The sequence below is a fragment of the Rhizobium subbaraonis genome (assembly GCF_900220975.1).
GTDB classification, from domain to species: Bacteria; Pseudomonadota; Alphaproteobacteria; order Rhizobiales; family Rhizobiaceae; genus Mycoplana; species Mycoplana subbaraonis.
The window spans coordinates 71,767-88,558 of record NZ_OBQD01000009.1; the positions used below are offsets into that span (position 1 = coordinate 71,767).

13 protein-coding genes are annotated in these 16,792 nt (G+C 64.3%); 2 read left to right on the top strand and 11 right to left on the bottom strand.

The annotated features are described in order from the left end of the window. Positions 1–140 precede the first annotated feature (140 nt). From CRO48_RS14990 to CRO48_RS15020, 7 genes are all read right to left on the bottom strand, one after another. Positions 141–3,455, bottom strand: a complete 3,315-nt coding sequence (locus CRO48_RS14990) for an efflux RND transporter permease subunit (protein WP_097140669.1) — start codon at positions 3,453–3,455, stop codon at positions 141–143. A gap of 170 nt (positions 3,456–3,625) precedes the next feature. Further along, positions 3,626–4,825, bottom strand: a complete 1,200-nt coding sequence (locus CRO48_RS14995) for an efflux RND transporter periplasmic adaptor subunit (RefSeq protein ID WP_097140671.1) — start codon at positions 4,823–4,825, stop codon at positions 3,626–3,628. A gap of 366 nt (positions 4,826–5,191) precedes the next feature. Continuing rightward, a complete protein-coding gene (locus CRO48_RS15000; protein WP_097140673.1) occupies positions 5,192–6,184 on the bottom strand; it encodes an ABC transporter substrate-binding protein in 993 nt (330 codons plus the stop codon). 27 nt (positions 6,185–6,211) lie between these two features. Then, positions 6,212–7,081, bottom strand: coding sequence for an ABC transporter permease (locus CRO48_RS15005; RefSeq protein ID WP_097140675.1), 870 nt, complete (start codon positions 7,079–7,081; stop codon positions 6,212–6,214). Next, positions 7,078–7,962, bottom strand: coding sequence for an ABC transporter permease (locus CRO48_RS15010; protein WP_097140676.1), 885 nt, complete (start codon positions 7,960–7,962; stop codon positions 7,078–7,080). Before CRO48_RS15010 ends, CRO48_RS15005 begins: the two co-directional genes overlap by 4 nt. A gap of 1 nt (position 7,963) precedes the next feature. Then, positions 7,964–8,299 (bottom strand): hypothetical protein, encoded by a 336-nt coding sequence (locus CRO48_RS15015; protein ID WP_097140677.1) that lies wholly within the window; start codon positions 8,297–8,299, stop codon positions 7,964–7,966. 156 nt (positions 8,300–8,455) lie between these two features. Then, on the bottom strand, positions 8,456–9,250 hold the full coding sequence (locus CRO48_RS15020) for an ABC transporter ATP-binding protein (RefSeq protein WP_097140863.1): 795 nt from the start codon (positions 9,248–9,250) through the stop codon (positions 8,456–8,458). 125 nt (positions 9,251–9,375) lie between these two features. On the opposite strand from CRO48_RS15020, the gene CRO48_RS15025 reads away from it, so the two are divergent. After that, positions 9,376–9,786 carry a cupin domain-containing protein gene (locus CRO48_RS15025; protein WP_097140678.1) on the top strand — a complete coding sequence of 137 codons (411 nt, stop codon included), beginning with the start codon at positions 9,376–9,378 and terminating at the stop codon, positions 9,784–9,786. A gap of 128 nt (positions 9,787–9,914) precedes the next feature. Here CRO48_RS15025 and hydA read toward each other — a convergent pair whose 3' ends face one another. Then, complete coding sequence (gene hydA / locus CRO48_RS15030; protein ID WP_097140679.1) at positions 9,915–11,369, bottom strand: dihydropyrimidinase; 1,455 nt, start codon at positions 11,367–11,369, stop codon at positions 9,915–9,917. Between the two features lie 82 nt (positions 11,370–11,451). Then, complete coding sequence (locus CRO48_RS15035; RefSeq protein WP_097140680.1) at positions 11,452–12,702, bottom strand: Zn-dependent hydrolase; 1,251 nt, start codon at positions 12,700–12,702, stop codon at positions 11,452–11,454. A gap of 278 nt (positions 12,703–12,980) precedes the next feature. On the opposite strand from CRO48_RS15035, the gene CRO48_RS15040 reads away from it, so the two are divergent. Further along, positions 12,981–13,631 (top strand): TetR family transcriptional regulator C-terminal domain-containing protein, encoded by a 651-nt coding sequence (locus CRO48_RS15040; protein ID WP_097140681.1) that lies wholly within the window; start codon positions 12,981–12,983, stop codon positions 13,629–13,631. A gap of 4 nt (positions 13,632–13,635) precedes the next feature. Here the strand turns inward: CRO48_RS15040 and CRO48_RS15045 are convergent, their stop codons facing one another. Together CRO48_RS15045 and preA are read right to left on the bottom strand one after the other, a co-directional pair. Beyond that, positions 13,636–15,060, bottom strand: coding sequence for a GGDEF domain-containing protein (locus CRO48_RS15045; protein WP_097140682.1), 1,425 nt, complete (start codon positions 15,058–15,060; stop codon positions 13,636–13,638). A gap of 407 nt (positions 15,061–15,467) precedes the next feature. Further along, positions 15,468–16,781, bottom strand: coding sequence for an NAD-dependent dihydropyrimidine dehydrogenase subunit PreA (gene preA, locus CRO48_RS15050; protein WP_097140683.1), 1,314 nt, complete (start codon positions 16,779–16,781; stop codon positions 15,468–15,470). Positions 16,782–16,792 lie beyond the last annotated feature (11 nt).

Below are 16,792 nucleotides of genomic sequence, written 5' to 3' on the forward strand. Positions count from 1 at the left end.
GTGCATGGGGAAAGGTTAAGGAGAAATGGCACGGTCCACGTTGATTTCGGTCAAATGGTCGCAGCCCATATTCGCAAGGCTTCACAAGCAAAAGCCGGGCGCGCGACGCCCGGCTCCAGAATGTCAGGTTTGGCTTATCGCTATTCGGCGGCCAGCGCCGAATGGTGGACCACGCTCAGCGGCTTCTTTCCGCGGCCGCCCTGCTTTTCCAGTTCCGAAACTCTGCCTTCGAGGGCTTCCAGATCCTCGGTCGTCTTTGTCGAGGCCTCGGTCAGGGCCTCGTTGTCGAGCGGTGGGGTTTCCTCATCCTTCCTGCCGACGAAGCGGCCGAAGATCCAGGCCAGCAGGCGCGAGAGGTCGTCCATGATCAGGAAGAACGAGGGCACGACCACCAGCGACAATACGGTCGATACGATGATGCCGCCGATCACCGCAATCGCCATCGGCGCGCGGAACGTGCCGCCTTCGCCGACGCCGAGCGCGGACGGCAGCATGCCGGCCGACATGGCGATCGAGGTCATGATGATCGGGCGGGCGCGCTTGCGGCCGGCCTCGATCATCGCCTGGGTGCGCTCCATGCCGCGATGCATCATCTCGATCGCGAAATCCACGAGCAGGATCGCGTTCTTGGTGACGATGCCCATCAGCATGAGGATGCCGATCAGCACGGGCATGGACAACGCATTCTGCGTCAGGATCAGGCCTGCCGCGACGCCGCCGATCGCAAGCGGCAGCGAGAACAGGATCGTGAACGGCTGGATGACGTCCTTGAAGAGCAGGATGAGCACCATCAGCACCAGCAGCAGGCCGAGCAGCATCGCGTTGCCAAAACTCTCCTGCATCTCCGCCTGAACCTCGGCGTCGCCGCTCTCGAGGAACTGCACCGTCTCCGGCATGTCGATGCTGCGGGCGATCTCCCGGAAGCGGGCGGTTGCGGTGTCGAGCGCGACGCCGGGCTTGAGGTCGGAGCCGATCGAGACCACTCGGTTGCGGTCATGGCGCTTGATCGAGCTCGGGCCTTCCGAATAGTCGATGTCGGCCACCGACGACAGCGGTACGAACTGGCCCTTCGACGTCCTGATCTTCAGGTTGCGGATCGCGCCCAGATCGCCGCGGAAATCGCGGTCGAGCTGGACCCGGATCGGAATCAGCCGGTCGTCCAGCGACATCTTGCTCAGTTGGGAATCGATATCGCCGATGGTCGCGACGCGCACGACCTCGGCGATCTGTGCCGTGGTGATGCCGAGGCGTGCCATGCGGTCGTCGCGCGGCCGGATCTGCAGTTCGGGTCGCGGCAGCGAGCCCTCCGAGCTGATGTTCGACAGAACGGGATCGGCGCGCAGCTTGGCTTCCAGCACGGCGACGGTGCGATCGAGATCGGCCTCGCTGTTGGACAGGAGGTTGAACGACAGATCGCGCTCGCCGCGGTCGTTCAGCTTGATGATGCGGACGTCCGGGATGTCGCGAATGCTCGCAAAGACTTCCTTCTCGATGTCCCATTGCGGGGTCGTGCGTCCCGCAGGCGGCAGCTTCGGCAGGTACTGGCCGATGACGGGAATGCCGCCGAGCACGTCGTTGACGATCTTGTTCACCAGCGAGTGGTCGCGCTTGTCGAGTATGACGGTGATCGAAGCCCGGCGCAGTTCGAGATCGCCCTTGGGCGAGGAGCCGCCGAGCACGAAGACGCTGTTGACGCCGGGGATGTTCCTGACGCGGTCATAGATCTCCGCGGTCGTCCGGTCGGTATCCTCCAGCATGGCGTCCGGCGGCAACTCGACGGAAAGCACGATGCGCGAAGCGTCTTCCGGAGGCATGAAGCTGCCGGGCACCTGGGCGAGCAGCAGCAGGGAACCGGCGAGGAAGGCGATCGCGGCCAGCAGGGTGGCATAGCGGCTGTACCAGTGGCGGGTGGTGACGGTGACCAGCCAGGTGTAGCCGCGCATGAATGCGCCTTCCTTGTCCTCGTCATGGCCGTCGGCGTCGCTGGAGCGCATCAGGTAGGCGGCCATGACGGGCGTGATCAGGCGCGCCACCATCAGCGAGAAGAAGACGGCGACTGCGACCGTGAGGCCGAACTGGATGAAGTACTGTCCGGCAATGCCGGGCATGAAGGAGACCGGCACGAAGACCGCGATGATGGTGAAGGTGGTTGCGATCACCGCCAGGCCGATCTCGTCCGCGGCCTCGATCGCCGCACGGTAGGGGCTCTTGCCCATCTTGATGTGGCGCGCGATGTTTTCGACCTCCACGATCGCATCGTCGACGAGAATGCCGGTCGCCAGCGTCATCGCGAGGAAGCTGACGAGGTTGAGCGAGAAGCCCAACAGGTCCATCACGTAAAAGGTCGGAATGGCCGAAAGCGGCAAGGCGACGGCGGAAATCAGCGTCGCACGCCAGTTGCGAAGGAACAGCAGCACCACGATGACGGCGAGGATCGCGCCTTCCATCAGCGTATGGAGGGCCGCTTCGTAGTTGCCGTAGGTGAAATAGACTGCATCGTCGACGAGGCTGATCGACACGTCGGGGTTCTTCTCGCGAACTGAAACCAGAGCCTTCCCTACCGATTCGGCGACAGTCACTTCGCTTGCTCCCTTGGAGCGGAACACGGCGAAGGTGACGACCGGATTGCCGTTGAAGCGCGAGAAGGAGCGTGGCTCCTCATAGGTGTCGTTGATCCGGCCGAGTTCGGAAAGGCGCACGAAGCGGCCATTGGGCAGCGCGATCGTCGTGGAGGCGAGCTTGTCCACCGAGCGGGCGTCGCCGAGCACGCGGATCGCCTGTTCGGCGCCGGCGATCTGCCCGCGCCCGGAGCCGACATCGGCATTCATGCTGCGCATCTGCTGGTTCACGTCGGCGGCAGTGATGCCCAGCGATTCCAGCTTGTCGGCATTCAGGTCGATGCGGACCTCGCGGTCCGCGCCGCCGAAACGGTCGACCTTGCCGACGCCCGGCTGACCCTGTACGGCGCGCTTGACGGTGTCGTCCACGAACCAGGACAGTTCTTCCAGCGTCATGTTCGGCGAGGACACGGCAAAGGTCTGGATCGCCTGGCCCTCGACGTCGATCTTGGTAACGACGGGCTCCTCGATCGATGCCGGCAGGTCGGTTCGGATGCGGTCGATTGCGTCCTTGACGTCCTGCAGCGCCTGGTTCGTCGGGATTTCCAGTTCGAACAGGACGGAGGTGACGGAGCTGCCGTCGGTCACCGTCGACATGATGTCCTTGACGCCGGAAATGCCGGCGACTGCGTCCTCGATCTCCTTGGTGACCTGCAGCTCCAGCTCGGCCGGTGCGGCGCCGCTTTGCGTGACGTTAACGGCGATGACCGGCACGTCGATATTGGGAAAGCGTGTGATCGGCAGCGAATTGAACGACTGCAGGCCGACTACCATCAGAAGGAAAAACGCGAGCAGCGGCGCGATCGGATTGCGAATGGACCAAGCAGAAAAGTTCATGTCCCAGATGTCCTCATCCCAAACGCCGAATGGACCGACCCGGTCCCGACCGCCGCATTTCCCGCCGCACACTCACACGGGCCAGGAATTTCCACAAACGCCGTGGCGATGGCCACTTCAGGTTCCCGCGTAACGCTTTGTCGCCAGCGGGTGCGCACCGCTCGCCGGCGCTATTTCACAGCTCCGGAAGCGTCCGCCTTCACGGGCCGGATCCGGTCGCCGTCACGAACATAGGCGCCGGCCTTGGCCACAACCTCGTCACCGGCCTGCAGGCCGCTTGCGATCTCGATGACCTGGCCGTCCTGGATCCCGGTCTCGATCTTTACCAGCCTGACGACGCCGTTTTCCACTTTACGCGCAACCGTGCCCTCCTGCGAGGTGGTGACCGCCGATAGCGGCAGCACCAGGCCCTTTCTCTCCTCGACGATGATCTCGGCGCTCGCGAACATGCCGACGCGCGCCTTTTCCGGTTCGTCGAGCTTGATGTAGACGCGCCCGAGCCGGGTGTCGTTGTTGAGGGTCGGCTCGACCAGGCGAATGCTGCCCCTCAGCCTGTCGCTGCCGCCGGCAAGGGTCACGATGGCCTTTTGTCCGACGGCGAGCTTGAGGATCGAGCTTTCCGACACGTCGGCCTTGAGCTCGATCTCGCCGTCGCGAATGATCGAGAAAAGCGGCTGGCTTGCGCCCATGGCGATCGAACCGATCTTGGCCGTACGAGAGGCGATGACGCCCGAGACCGGGGCCTTGACGGCTGTTCGGGCGAGCTTCAGGTCGATATCGGCGATCTGGGCATCCATTACCTTGATTTCGGCCTGCGATACGGAAATGGCCTGTTCGGCCGACGTGACGCGGGAAATCGCGGCTTTGGCGCCGGCGGTCGCCTGGTCGAACACGGCCTGCGAGGTCGCCCCGGAGGTCACAAGCCTGTCGGCGCGCTCGCGTGCCTTGCCGGCCTCCTCGGCGTTCGCCTTCGCTTCCACCAGTTGCGCCCGCATCTGCGCGACCGAGGCCTCCGCTTTGGCGCGCATCGCCGCGAGCCTGCTGTTTTCCAACACCAGTGCGTCGTCGTTCAGCGTGGCCAGCGTGTCGCCTTCCTTGACCCGGTCGGCCACGTCCGCGCCGAGGGAGCGGATGGAAAGCCCATCGACGAGCGGGGCCACGTAGACTTCCTCCACCGCCTGGATCGTGCCGGTCGCGATCACGCGATCGACGATCGTGCGTTCCTCGGCGGCAGTGACGACGATCACAGGAAGGGTCTGGGTCTCCTCGGTCACTGGCGCGCCATCGGCGGCAAGGGTGGCGGCGGCAAGGCTTGTCACCGACGTCAGGGCGACGGACAGGCAGAGCACGTACTTCAATCCAAGCGCCATGGGCGGACCTTCAAGATGCAGATGAATTCACAGAATGCGCGCCGCCGGACCCTCGTCCCTGTTGCCGGCGCATCTCCTCCAGGGCTGGCCGGATACGTCGCATGACGCCTCCAACGGCCCGCTGGCCGCTCCAAACCGCGCGCTCTATGTAATGGGGCGCTCACACGCTTACAAGCGGCACACAAAATGGTGCCTCACTATTTACAATTGGCGTTGTTCCCGTGCAACAGGCGATGAGCCGCCATTTTGACGCGTATGCGGCGACGGAACGGGGAAAGGAAACGGGCGCCGGGGCCTGCTCCAAAGAAGAAGGCGCACGGAGAACTCTCCCCGTGCGCCCCTGTCCTATCGGGCTCCCCCGTGCCTCTACTTGAGGGCTGCGTCCGTGACGTCGTGCGTCCAGGCGCCCTCGGGCTCCTTGGAGATGACCGGGTCGGAGCCGCCGGAAAGCAGCGAGGCGACGGTGCGCTTGTAGTCCGCCTCGTCGAGCGCGCCGTTGGAGCCGGCCGTCAGCTTGGCGACCTCGCCCATCATGCGCTTCTGGTGCGCTTCGGTCTGCGCACCGGTGGCATCGTTTTCCAGAACGATGTCCGCTGCCGCGTCCGGGTTCTCCTCGGCCCATTTCCAGCCCTTCATCGAAGCGCGGACGAACTTGACCATCTTTTCCTTGAAGGCCGGATCCTTCAGCTTGTCCTCGAGCACGTACAGCCCGTCCTCAAGCGTCGCGACACCCTGGTCTTCATACTTGAAGGTCACGAGGTCGTCCGGCTTGATGCCGGCGTCGATCACCTGCCAGTACTCGTTGTAGGTCATCGTCGAAATGCAGGCGGCCTGCTTCTGGATCAGCGGATCGACGTTAAAGCCCTGCTTCAGCACGGTCACGCCGTCCGGGCCGCCATCGGTCGGGATCTTCAGGTGGCTCATCCAGGAGAGGAACGGATATTCGTTTCCGAAGAACCATACGCCGAGCGTCTTGCCCTTGAAATCCTCCGGTCCCTTGACGCCGGACTCCTTCAGGCAGGTCAGCATCATGCCGGATTTCTTGAAGGGCTGGGCGATGTTAACCAGGGGAACGCCCTTTTCGCGGGTGGCGAGCGCGGATGGCATCCAGTCGACGATCACGTCGGCGCCGCCGCCGGCGATCACCTGGGCGGGAGCGATGTCAGGGCCGCCCGGCTTGATCTCGACGTCGAGGCCTTCCTCCTCGTAGAAGCCCTTGTCCTTGGCCACGTAGTAGCCGGCGAACTGGGACTGGGTCACCCACTTCAACTGCAAGGCGACCTTGTCGGCTGCGCCGGCCTGGAAGGCGGCGAGCGAGAAGGCGCTTGCCATCAAAAGCGATGCGATCGTTCTTTTCATAGCGGTTCCCTCATTATCGTTGCTTTGTTACGCCTGCCCACCGCGGACAGACGGATGCCAGAAGGTGACGGTGCGCTCCACAAGCGCGACCACCCCGTAGAAAATGGAGCCGGCGAGCGCGGCAACCGCGATCTCCGCCCAGACCATGTCGACGTTCATGCGCCCCACTTCGGTGGAGATCCGGAAGCCCATGCCGACAATGGGCGTTCCGAAAAACTCGGCGACGATGGCACCGATCAGCGCCAGCGTGGAGTTGATCTTGAGAGCGTTGAAGATGAAAGGCCATGCGGCGGGAAGGCGGAGCTTGACGAGCGTCTGCCACCAGCTTGCCGCGTAGGTGCGCATCAGGTCGCGCTCCATGTGGCTTGCGGCGGCGAGCCCGGCCACCGTGTTCACCAGCATCGGGAAGAAGGTCATGATGACGACGACGGCGACCTTCGACTGCCAGTCGAAGCCGAACCACATGACCATGATCGGCGCAACGCCGATCACCGGCAGGGCCGAGACGAAGTTGCCGAGCGGCAGCAGTCCCTTCTGCAGGAAGGGCGAGCGGTCGATCAGCAGGGCAACGATGAAACCCGATCCGCAGCCGAGCACATAGCCGGTGATCACCGACTTGAGGAAAGTCTGCCGGAAATCCGCCCACAGGGTCGGCAGCGAGGTAATCAGCCGCTGCCAGATTGCGCTTGGTGCCGGCAGCAGCACCGAGGGAACGGCGAAGCCGCGCACGATCCCCTCCCAAAGCACGAGGATGGTGATGCCGAACAGCAGCGGCACGGCGATGCCGGCGGCATGGCGGGCGATGGGGTTGTCGAACTTCTGCCGGACGAGCCACTCGTTGAAGGCCCAGGCGGCAAGCCAGAACGCCACTGCCGAGATCAGCGGGATCGTGTTCATGCGCGTGCCCCCATTCGCTTGAGCACGGCCGAATGGGCGAGGCCGACGATGACGACAAGCAGTGCGGCGACGCCCGCCGCCATGAACAGAGCCGCCCAGATCTGGACCGTCTGGCCGTAGTAGGAGCCGGCGAGCAACCGCGCGCCGAGACCCGCGACCGCGCCCGTCGGTAGCTCGCCGACGATGGCGCCGACGAGCGAGATCGCCACGGCCACCTTCAGCGAGGTGAAGAGATAGGGCATGGAGGAGGGCCAGCGCAGTTTCCAGAAGGTCTGCGCGGAAGAGGCGTTATAGGTGTGCATCAGGTCGAGCTGGATCTGCTCGGGGCTGCGCAGCCCCTTCACCATGCCGACGACGACGGGAAAGAAGCTGAGATAGGTGGAGATCAGTGCCTTCGGCAAAAGGCCGGAAAGGCCGATGGCGTTGAGGACGACGATGATCATCGGCGCGATTGCCAGGATCGGGATCGTCTGGCTGGCGATCACCCAGGGCATCAGCGAGCGGTCCATTGCCCGGTTGTGGACGATACCGATCGCGAGCACGATGCCGAGCACCGTCCCCATGGCGAAGCCGAGAAGGGTGGCCGACAGCGTCACCCAGGCGTGATAGACGAGGCTGCGTTTGGAGGTGACCGCCTTGTTGACGGTGGTGTCCCAAAGCTCGGCTGCGACCTGGTGTGGTGCGGGCAGGACCGGACGTTCCTGCGCCATGGTCTTCGGCACGATTTCGGCAAACGTGATCGTCTCGCCGTTTCTGGCGGCGTTGTCGCGTTCGAACGGGGCGTTGAGGAAGACGGCGGCGGCGTACCAGATGGCGATGATCGCGACGATCACCGTGCCGATCGGGATGAGCCGGTCCTTGAGGAAGCTTTGCCTCTCCATGTCAGCTCCGCTCCGCTGCCGGAAGCAGCATCAATCCCATGGCGACGACGCCAAGCCCCACGCCGGCAAGCTGGGTATTAGTCAGCCGCTCGCCGAAGACGGCAAAGGCGATGACGTTGATGAGAAGCAGTTGCGCGATGGCCGATGCCGAGATCGCCAGTCCCAGCCCGCCCTCCCGCATCAGGCGCACCATCATCAGGTTGCCGACGCAGTAGAGGAAGAGCGACAGCACCAGCAGAAGGATGTTGTTGCTGGAGACATAGGCGCGGGAGGCTGTCGCGGCGGAAAGAAACACGGCCATGGAGCCTGCCAGCCAGATGAGGAACTGCGGGTTCATGGGGCTTGCTCCGTCGCGTTGCCCCTCATCCGCCCGCCGGCATCTTCTCCCCGCAGGCGGGGAGAAGGGACCAGTCGCAAACGTTGCTCTCCTCCTCTCCCCGCCTGCGGGGAAAGGGTCGGGGTGAGGGGCAAAGCTGTGTTTTGCAGCACTGGCTCACACATCATAGCTATGCCCCGCGCGCAGGCCCTCACGGACGCGATGGGCGATTTCGAGGAATTCGGGGGTTTCGCGGATGTCGAGCGGGCGCTCCTTCGGCAGCGTGGACTCGATAATGTCGGTAACGCGGCCGGGGCGGGGGCTCATCACCACGATCTTCGTCGAAAGGTAGACGGCTTCGGGGATGGAATGGGTGACGAAACAGATCGTCTTGTCGGTCCGCGCCCACAGCTTCAGCAGCGCCTCGTTGAGATGGTCGCGCACGATCTCGTCCAGTGCCCCGAAGGGCTCGTCCATCAACAGCAGGTCGGCGTCGAAGGCGAGCGCACGGGCGATCGAGGCGCGCTGCTGCATGCCGCCGGAGAGCTGCCAGGGATATTTCTTGCCAAAACCGGTGAGGGTGACGAGATCGAGCGTGCGCGCGACCCGCTCCTTCTGCTCGGCGGCCGAATAGCCCATGATCTCGAGCGGCAGGGCGATGTTCTTCTCGATGGTGCGCCAGGGATAGAGGGCGGCGGCCTGGAAGACGTAGCCGTAGGCGCGCTTGTGGCGCGCCTGTTCCGGCGTCATGCCGTTGACGGTGATCGTCCCCGATGTCGGCTTCTCGAGGTCCGCGATCACGCGCAGGAACGTGGTCTTGCCGCAGCCGGAAGGGCCGATGAAGGAGACGAAGTCGCCCTTCTCGACGGTCAGGTTGACGTCGGTAAGGGCCGTCACCGGCCCGTCGGCCGTTTCGAAGGTCAATCCGAGGTTCGTGGCGCAGACGACGGACGATGCGGCGGGGCTTTTCATTTCCGTGCTCTCGATGCTGCTTTCGGAAAGAGACTGCATGTCCGTCGGATGCATTGCAATCGGCTTTGTCTTCATGGTCAGATCAGGCACGGGACTGTTCACACCGATTTGTTGGAGGAAGGGCGATGGAAGCCGGAGACACACCCACTTGCCGCGTCATTCGGCCGGGCGGCAGCTATGACGGCAAGCAGGGGCTTTCCTATTTCGAGGGCATTGCGCGCGAGACGGTGGGATCGACGGGCATCTGCATGCACCTGTTGACGATCCCGCCCGGCGCGCGCGCCAAGGCGCATCTGCACGAAAGCCACGAGACGGCGATCTACGTGCTGTCCGGCGAGGCGCATACCTGGTACGGCGAGCGGCTCGAAGAGCATGTGATCGTGCGGGCGGGGGAGATGTTCTACATCCCCGCCGGCGTACCGCACCTGCCGGCGAACCTTTCCGACGCGCCCTGTTCGGCCGTCATCGCCCGGACAGATCCGCACGAGCAGGAAAGCGTCGTGCTGTTGCCGGAACTGGACGGGCTGGCGGCCTAGCTCACTTGCAACACAGGCTTCCGGCAGCATGGCTCCGGGCCCCTGCAGCAGCTGGTTCCCTTGCCTGGGGCGGTGCCCGGCGGGACAGAGACGGCTGGAACTGAGCGCGGTGGATGGCGCCATGGCGCTCACACCCCGGTTGCCGGAATACCGCTGCGTTCGACCTTGCGCGGGGCGGTGATCTCCTTCCAGGTGGAGAGCGCCTTGCTGACGGCCGTGACCGGCTCGCGCCTGACGAACTCGCCGTGGCCTTCCTGCGTCTTGACGGTCGCTTCCTCGATCGCCACGACGCCGCGCGTCAGCGTGAAGCGCGGCAGGCCGGTCACTTCCTTGCCCTCGAAGACGTTGTAGTCGATCGCCGACTGCTGGGTCTTGCCGGCGATGGTCTTCGACCGCTTCGGATCCCAGACGACGATGTCAGCGTCGGAGCCGACCAGGATCGCGCCCTTCTTCGGGTAGATGTTGAGGATCTTTGCGATGTTGGTGGAGGTGACCGCCACAAACTCGTTCATCGTGATCCGGCCGGTGTTGACGCCGTGCGTCCACAACATCGGCATGCGGTCTTCCAGCCCGCCCGTTCCGTTCGGGATCTTGGTGAAGTCCCCGACGCCGAAGCGCTTCTGCTCGGTGGTGAAGGCGCAATGGTCGGTCGCCACCACCTGCAGCGAACCGGAGGCCAGGCCCGCCCAGAGGCTGTCCTGATGCTGCTTGTTGCGGAAAGGCGGCGACATGACGCGGCGGGCGGCGTGGTCCCAGTCCTTGTCGAAATACTCGCTCTCGTCGAGTGTCAGGTGCTGGATCAGCGGCTCGCCATAGGCGCGGATGCCTTTCTGCCGCGCCCGGCGGATCGCCTCGTGCGCCTGCTCGCAGGAGGTGTGGACGATATAGACCGGACAGCCCGCCATGTCGGCGATCATGATCGCCCGGTTGGTCGCCTCGCCCTCGACTTCCGCGGGTCGCGAATAGGCGTGGGCTTCCGGCCCGTTGTTGCCCTCGGCGAGCAGCTTGGCGCACATGGAGGCGACGACGTCGCCGTTCTCGGCATGGACGAGCGGCATCGCGCCGAGTTCGGCGCAACGCTGGAACGAGGCGAACATCTCGTCGTCGTTGACCATCAGCGCGCCCTTGTAGGCCATGAAGTGCTTGAAGGTGTTGATGCCCTTGTCCTGAACGATCGTCTTCATCTCGTTGAAGACCTGCTCGCCCCACCAGGTGATCGCCATGTGGAAGGAATAGTCGCAGTTGGCGCGGGTGGACTTGTTGTCCCACATCGTCAGCGCTTCCAGCAGCGACTGGCCGGGCGAGGGGAGCGCAAAATCGACGACCATGGTGGTGCCGCCGGCAAGGGCCGCGCGCGTGCCGCTTTCGAAATCGTCCGAGGAATAGGTGCCCATGAAGGGCATTTCCAGGTGCGTATGCGGATCGATGCCGCCCGGCATCACATAGCAGCCGGCCGCATCCAGCACCTCGTCGCCGGAAAGGTTCGGGCCGATCTCTATGATCTTCCCGGCCTCAATCTTGACGTCCGCCTTGTAGGTCAGGTCGGCGGTGACGATCGTGCCGCCCTTGATGACTGTGCTCATTGCTTATCTAGCCTCGCGATTGATTTGCGGCAGGTCGACCCCGCCACGAAAATGGGCGGCACTTTCGCGCCGCCCGCCCATATCATTCAGCAATTCCAGCCGTCTCGACCACCGCGCGGAGCAGGACGTCGGCGCCGGCGCTGGCCCATTCCTTCGAGATGTCTTCGGCTTCGTTGTGCGAGAGCCCGCCCACGCAGGGGCACATGATCATCGTGGCGGGCGCCACCTTGGCGGCCCAGCAGGCGTCGTGGCCGGCGCCGGAAATGATGTTCATGTGGCTGTAGCCGAGGTCTTCCGCGGCCTTGCGGACGGCGGAAACGAGCGTCGGATCGAAGGTCACGGGGTCGAAATGGCCGACCGCCTCGACCGAACAGCCGACGCCGAGCGCTTCGCAGATCTCTGCCGCCTCCGCCTCGATCCTGGCCCGCATGCCGTCCAGTTTCGCCTGGTCGGGCGAGCGGATGTCGACGGTGAAGACGACCTTGCCGGGCAGCACGTTGCGCGAATTGGGCGAGAAGAACATCTGGCCCACACCGCCGACGCAGCCCGGCTGGTTCTCCATGGCAACCGTCTGCACCATCTCGACGATGCGCGCCATGGCGAGCCCGGCATTGACGCGCATGTTCATCGGCGTCGAGCCGGTATGGGCTTCGCGACCGGTGAGGGTGAATTCGAGCCACCACAGACCCTGGCAGTGGGTGACGACGCCGATCTGCTTGTTCTCGGCCTCTAGGATCGGACCCTGCTCGATGTGGTACTCGAAATAGGCGTGCATCTTGCGCGCGCCGACCTCTTCCTCGCCGACCCAGCCGATGCGCTTCAGCTCGTCGCCGAAGGTCTTTCCGTCCGGGTCCTTGCGGGAATAGGCGTACTCCAGGTCGATGGCGCCGGCGAAGACGCCGGAGGCCAGCATGGCCGGCGCGAAGCGCGCACCCTCTTCGTTGGTCCAGTTGGTGACGACGACCGGGTGCTTCGTCCTGATGCCGAGATCGTTCATCGAGCGGATGACTTCCAGGCCGGACAGCACGCCCAGCACGCCGTCATACTTGCCGCCGGTCGGCTGGGTGTCGAGGTGCGAACCGATATAGACCGGCAGCGCGTCCGGGTCGGTTCCGGGCCGGGTTGCGAACATGGTGCCCATCTTGTCGACGGAAAGCGTCATGCCGCCAGCCTCGCACCAGCGCTTGAAGAGCTTGCGCCCCTCGGCATCGGCATCGGTCAGGGTCTGGCGGTTGTTGCCTCCGGCGACGCCGGGACCGATCTTCGCCATCTCCATGAGACTGTCCCACAGGCGGTCGGCATTGACGCGCATGTTCTCGCCGGGTGCGGCCATGTCACTAGCTCCCAAAATTTCGAGCGGACTGTCCAGGACGTCCGCCTATGCGTTCCCTCCGGGCAAGGGGCGCGATTTGTTTTTGTGCGCCTCCGAACAGCCGTTGCGTTTGTTCCGCAACTCGCCGATAATTTGACCGGTTGGTAAACATTACAGCTTCCATTGCGGCACTCAAGTCGAAAAAGACAAATGCGGCGGGCTTCGCCCACAAAAATGGCAGGGGCTAAACTGGTGATTTTGACGGCACTTTTCCGCCCATGCGGGCGCTAGGGGAGCAGATGGTTCTACCGAGGGCAGCCAGGACGCAGCGGCGCACCCGCATCCAGGAGGAGAAGGAAGAGCGCATCCTGGAGGCGGCGCTGGAAGTCTTCTCGCTTCACGGGTACCGCGGCGCCACGGTGGACCAGATCGCCGAGGTCGCCGGCATGTCCAAGCCGAACCTCCTCTATTACTTCCGCACCAAGGAGGCGATGCACCGTGCGCTGATCACCCGGGTGCTCGATACCTGGCTCGACCCGCTGCGCGAGCTCGACGCACTCGGCAACCCGGTCGCCGAGATCCGCAGCTATATCCGCAGGAAGCTGGAAATGGCGCGCGATTTTCCGCGCGAGAGCCGGCTTTTTGCAAACGAGATCCTTCAGGGCGCACCCAACATCGAGGACGAGCTGAAGGGCCCGCTGAAGGCGCTGGTGGACGAGAAGGCGGCAGTGATCCGCAGTTGGGCCAAGGCCGGAAAAATCGCCAAGTGCGATCCCTATCACCTGATCTTCTCGATCTGGTCGACGACCCAGCACTATGCCGACTTCGACGTGCAGGTGCGCGCGGTGCTGGGGCAGGACAATGCCGGGGATGGCCGTTTCGAGGATGCCGCGCGGTTCCTGGAGCAACTGTTCATCACCGGCCTCGAAGTCAAGGACCCGGCAAGCTGACAGCTCAGCCCGCGGTGACGATGCAGTTGCGTCCCTGCTCCTTGGCGCGATAGAGCGCCGCATCCGCCCGGGCAAGCATGGCATCCAGCGTGGCCCGGCCGTCGCCGGCGTGCAGGGCAAGACCGCCGCTGACGGTGATCGGCAGGACGATGCCCGAGCCGAGATCCACGGTGCACATTTCCACCGCGTTGCGAACCCGCTCGGCGACCGCTTCCGCCTCGCCGCGGGTAGCCCCCGGCAGGAAGACGGCGAACTCCTCGCCGCCGAGCCGTCCGAACAGCCCGTTGCCTTCGAGAGCGTTCGAGACGGAAAGGGCGAAGGCCACGAGGGCCGCGTCGCCGGCGGCATGGCCATGCCGGTCGTTGACCGACTTGAAGCGATCCACGTCGAGCATCAACACGGCCGCAGGGCGGGTGTTGTCGTTCAGCCTCTCCAGAAGATGCTCGCTGCGTTCGATGAAGGTCTTCCGGGTCAGCGTCCGGGTCAGGTCGTCGTGCTCGAGCGTATCCTTCAGGCGCCTGACAAGCTTGTCGCGTGCCGCGCTGACGCTTGCGACCGCGAGCGGCGCCAGCGCGATCAGCGCCAGACCCAGCCTGATCGACTTGCCCCATTCGACAGGGTCGGTTTCCGGCGGCAACTGGGCGAGGGTGCCGGTAATGGCGACCATGCCCCAGATCGCGAAGACCAGGGTCAGGACGGCGGTTGTAAAGAAAGAATAGTTCAGCGCACACCAGAGAAGGGCGGGCACGGGGAAGGCGAACGATCCGGGGCCGTCGAGGAGGCTGCCGAGCACGACCGAGGCGAGGAGCGCAAGCATCGGCGCGGCCTCGCGCATGCCGCCCGTGATTGCAGCGGGGACGTCAGACCACCGTATGTCACGCCATTTGGGGGCGGCAAGGACGACGGGAAGCACGGTGACGGTGCTGACGAGTTCCGTGCTGAACCAGAGTTCGAGCTCGTCGGTAAAATTGCCGCCGATCAGCATGCTGTAGGCTGCCGCGCCGAGGAATGCGCTTGCCGCGGCGGCGCAACAGCACACAGCAAATACCACCATCACCGACTGCGGCCATTGCAGGCGGATATGACCCTCGGGAAGCGCCTTGAACAGCACGTAGCCCGTGATCGCTTCGGTCAGGTTGGCCGCCGTCAGCCATATCGTCATTCCGGGTGCGCCGCCGGTGACGAGGTCCGCAGCCACAAATCCGGCGAATGCGCCAAACCAGCCGCCGAGGGTGGAGAGGTGCGGTGCCCGTAGCATCAGACCGAGAAGGAGCGCATTGGCCGGCCAGAACGCGGCGAATGCTCCCATAGGGCGGGTCATGATCCCGAACAGGGCTGCACAGAAGACGGCGAGGCCGACAAGCAACAGATCGCGCGGCAAGCTTCGCCACACCGTTGACGCCACATCGCGCCGGCCCTCATCAAGCATCCGTCACCCCATCCCCTCTGCGCGGCGCCGGATTATACTCCGATGCCCGCGCTCCATTGCCTCATACGTCCTGAACGGCCGCTGAATGTAGTTCGGGTGTCGCAATCACTCGAAAATATCAGGATCTTTCGAAATATTCATCCGTTCGTCGCAGCAGGACAACGAAAGCCCTATTTCGCAGGACGTGTTCATTGTCCCTGAAATTCTCGAATGCGGGGATTTTGGCGGTGAAATGCTCGCTGTGTAGTGGCGGCTGCGCTGGAAGAACGTCCGCAGACCGTACCATCATCCGTTTCAGTAGCGTTCGGCGAACGCTTTGCGGCGTTGTGCGGGGGAAACCGGGGTTTGCATGCGGCCGGCCATGGTCGGCTGCCGGCGAGGCCGGCAACCGAGGTCTTCAGCCAGCATCACTCCGCGGCCTGGCGGGCCATCGGGTTGTTGGGGTGGGTCGTCCAGTTGGCGTAGTTCGGATCGACAGGCTTGCCGGTCCGCTGGTCGACGACGCCGGCTTCCAGCCCCACCATCGTGATGCAGTTTTCGACCGGGCAGACGTTGACGCACAGATTGCAGCCGACGCACTCGTCTTCCATCACCTCGAAATGGCGCACACCGTCGACTATGGACGTGATCGCCTGGTGCGAGGTGTCCTCGCAGGCGATGTGGCACCGGCCGCACTTGATGCAGGCGTCCTGGTCGATATGCGCCTTGGCGACGTAGTTGAGGTTCAGATACTGCCAGTCGGTGACGTTGGGCACCGCTCGGCCGGTGATGTCTTCCAGCGTCCTGTGCCCCTTCGAGTCCATCCAGTCGGACAGGCCGGTAATCATCTCCTCGACGATCTTGAAGCCATAGGTCATGGCAGCGGTGCAGACCTGCACGTTGCCGGCGCCGAGCGTCATGAACTCGGCGGCGTCGCGCCAGGTCGTCACGCCGCCGATACCGGAGATCGGCAGGCCGTAGGTCTCGGGATCGCGGGCGATCTCGGCGACCATGTTCAGGGCGATCGGCTTGACGGCCGGGCCGCAATAGCCGCCATGCGAGCCCTTGCCGCCGACGGTCGGCTGCGGGGCGAAGCTGTCGAGATCGACGGATACGATCGAGTTGATGGTGTTGATCAGCGACACGGCATCGGTGCCGCCGGCCTTGGCGGCGCGGGCGGGCTTGCGGACGTCGGTGATGTTGGGCGTCAGCTTGGTGATGACCGGCATCCGGGTGTACTGCTTGCACCAGCGCACGACCATCTCGATGTATTCCGGCACCTGCCCGACGGCGGAACCCATGCCGCGCTCGGACATGCCGTGCGGACAGCCGAAGTTGAGTTCGATGCCATCGGCGCCGGTTTCCTCGACGAGCGGCAGGATCGCCTTCCAGCTCGCCTCCTCGCAGGGAACCATGATCGAGGCGATCAGCGCACGGTCCGGCCAGTTCATCTTCACCTGCTTCATCTCCTGCAGGTTCACCTGCAGGGGACGGTCGGTGATCAGCTCGATGTTGTTGAGGCCAAGAAGCCGGCGGTCGGCGCCCCAGATCGCGCCGTAGCGCGGGCCGTTGACGTTGACGACGGGCGGGCCTTCCTCGCCCAGTGTCTTCCAGACGACTCCGCCCCAGCCCGCCTTGAAGGCGCGTTCGACGTTGTAGGCCTTGTCGGTCGGCGGCGCGGACGCCAGCCAGAAGGGGTTCGGGGACTTGATGCCGACGAAATTGTTGCGGAGATCAGCCATGTCTCATTCTC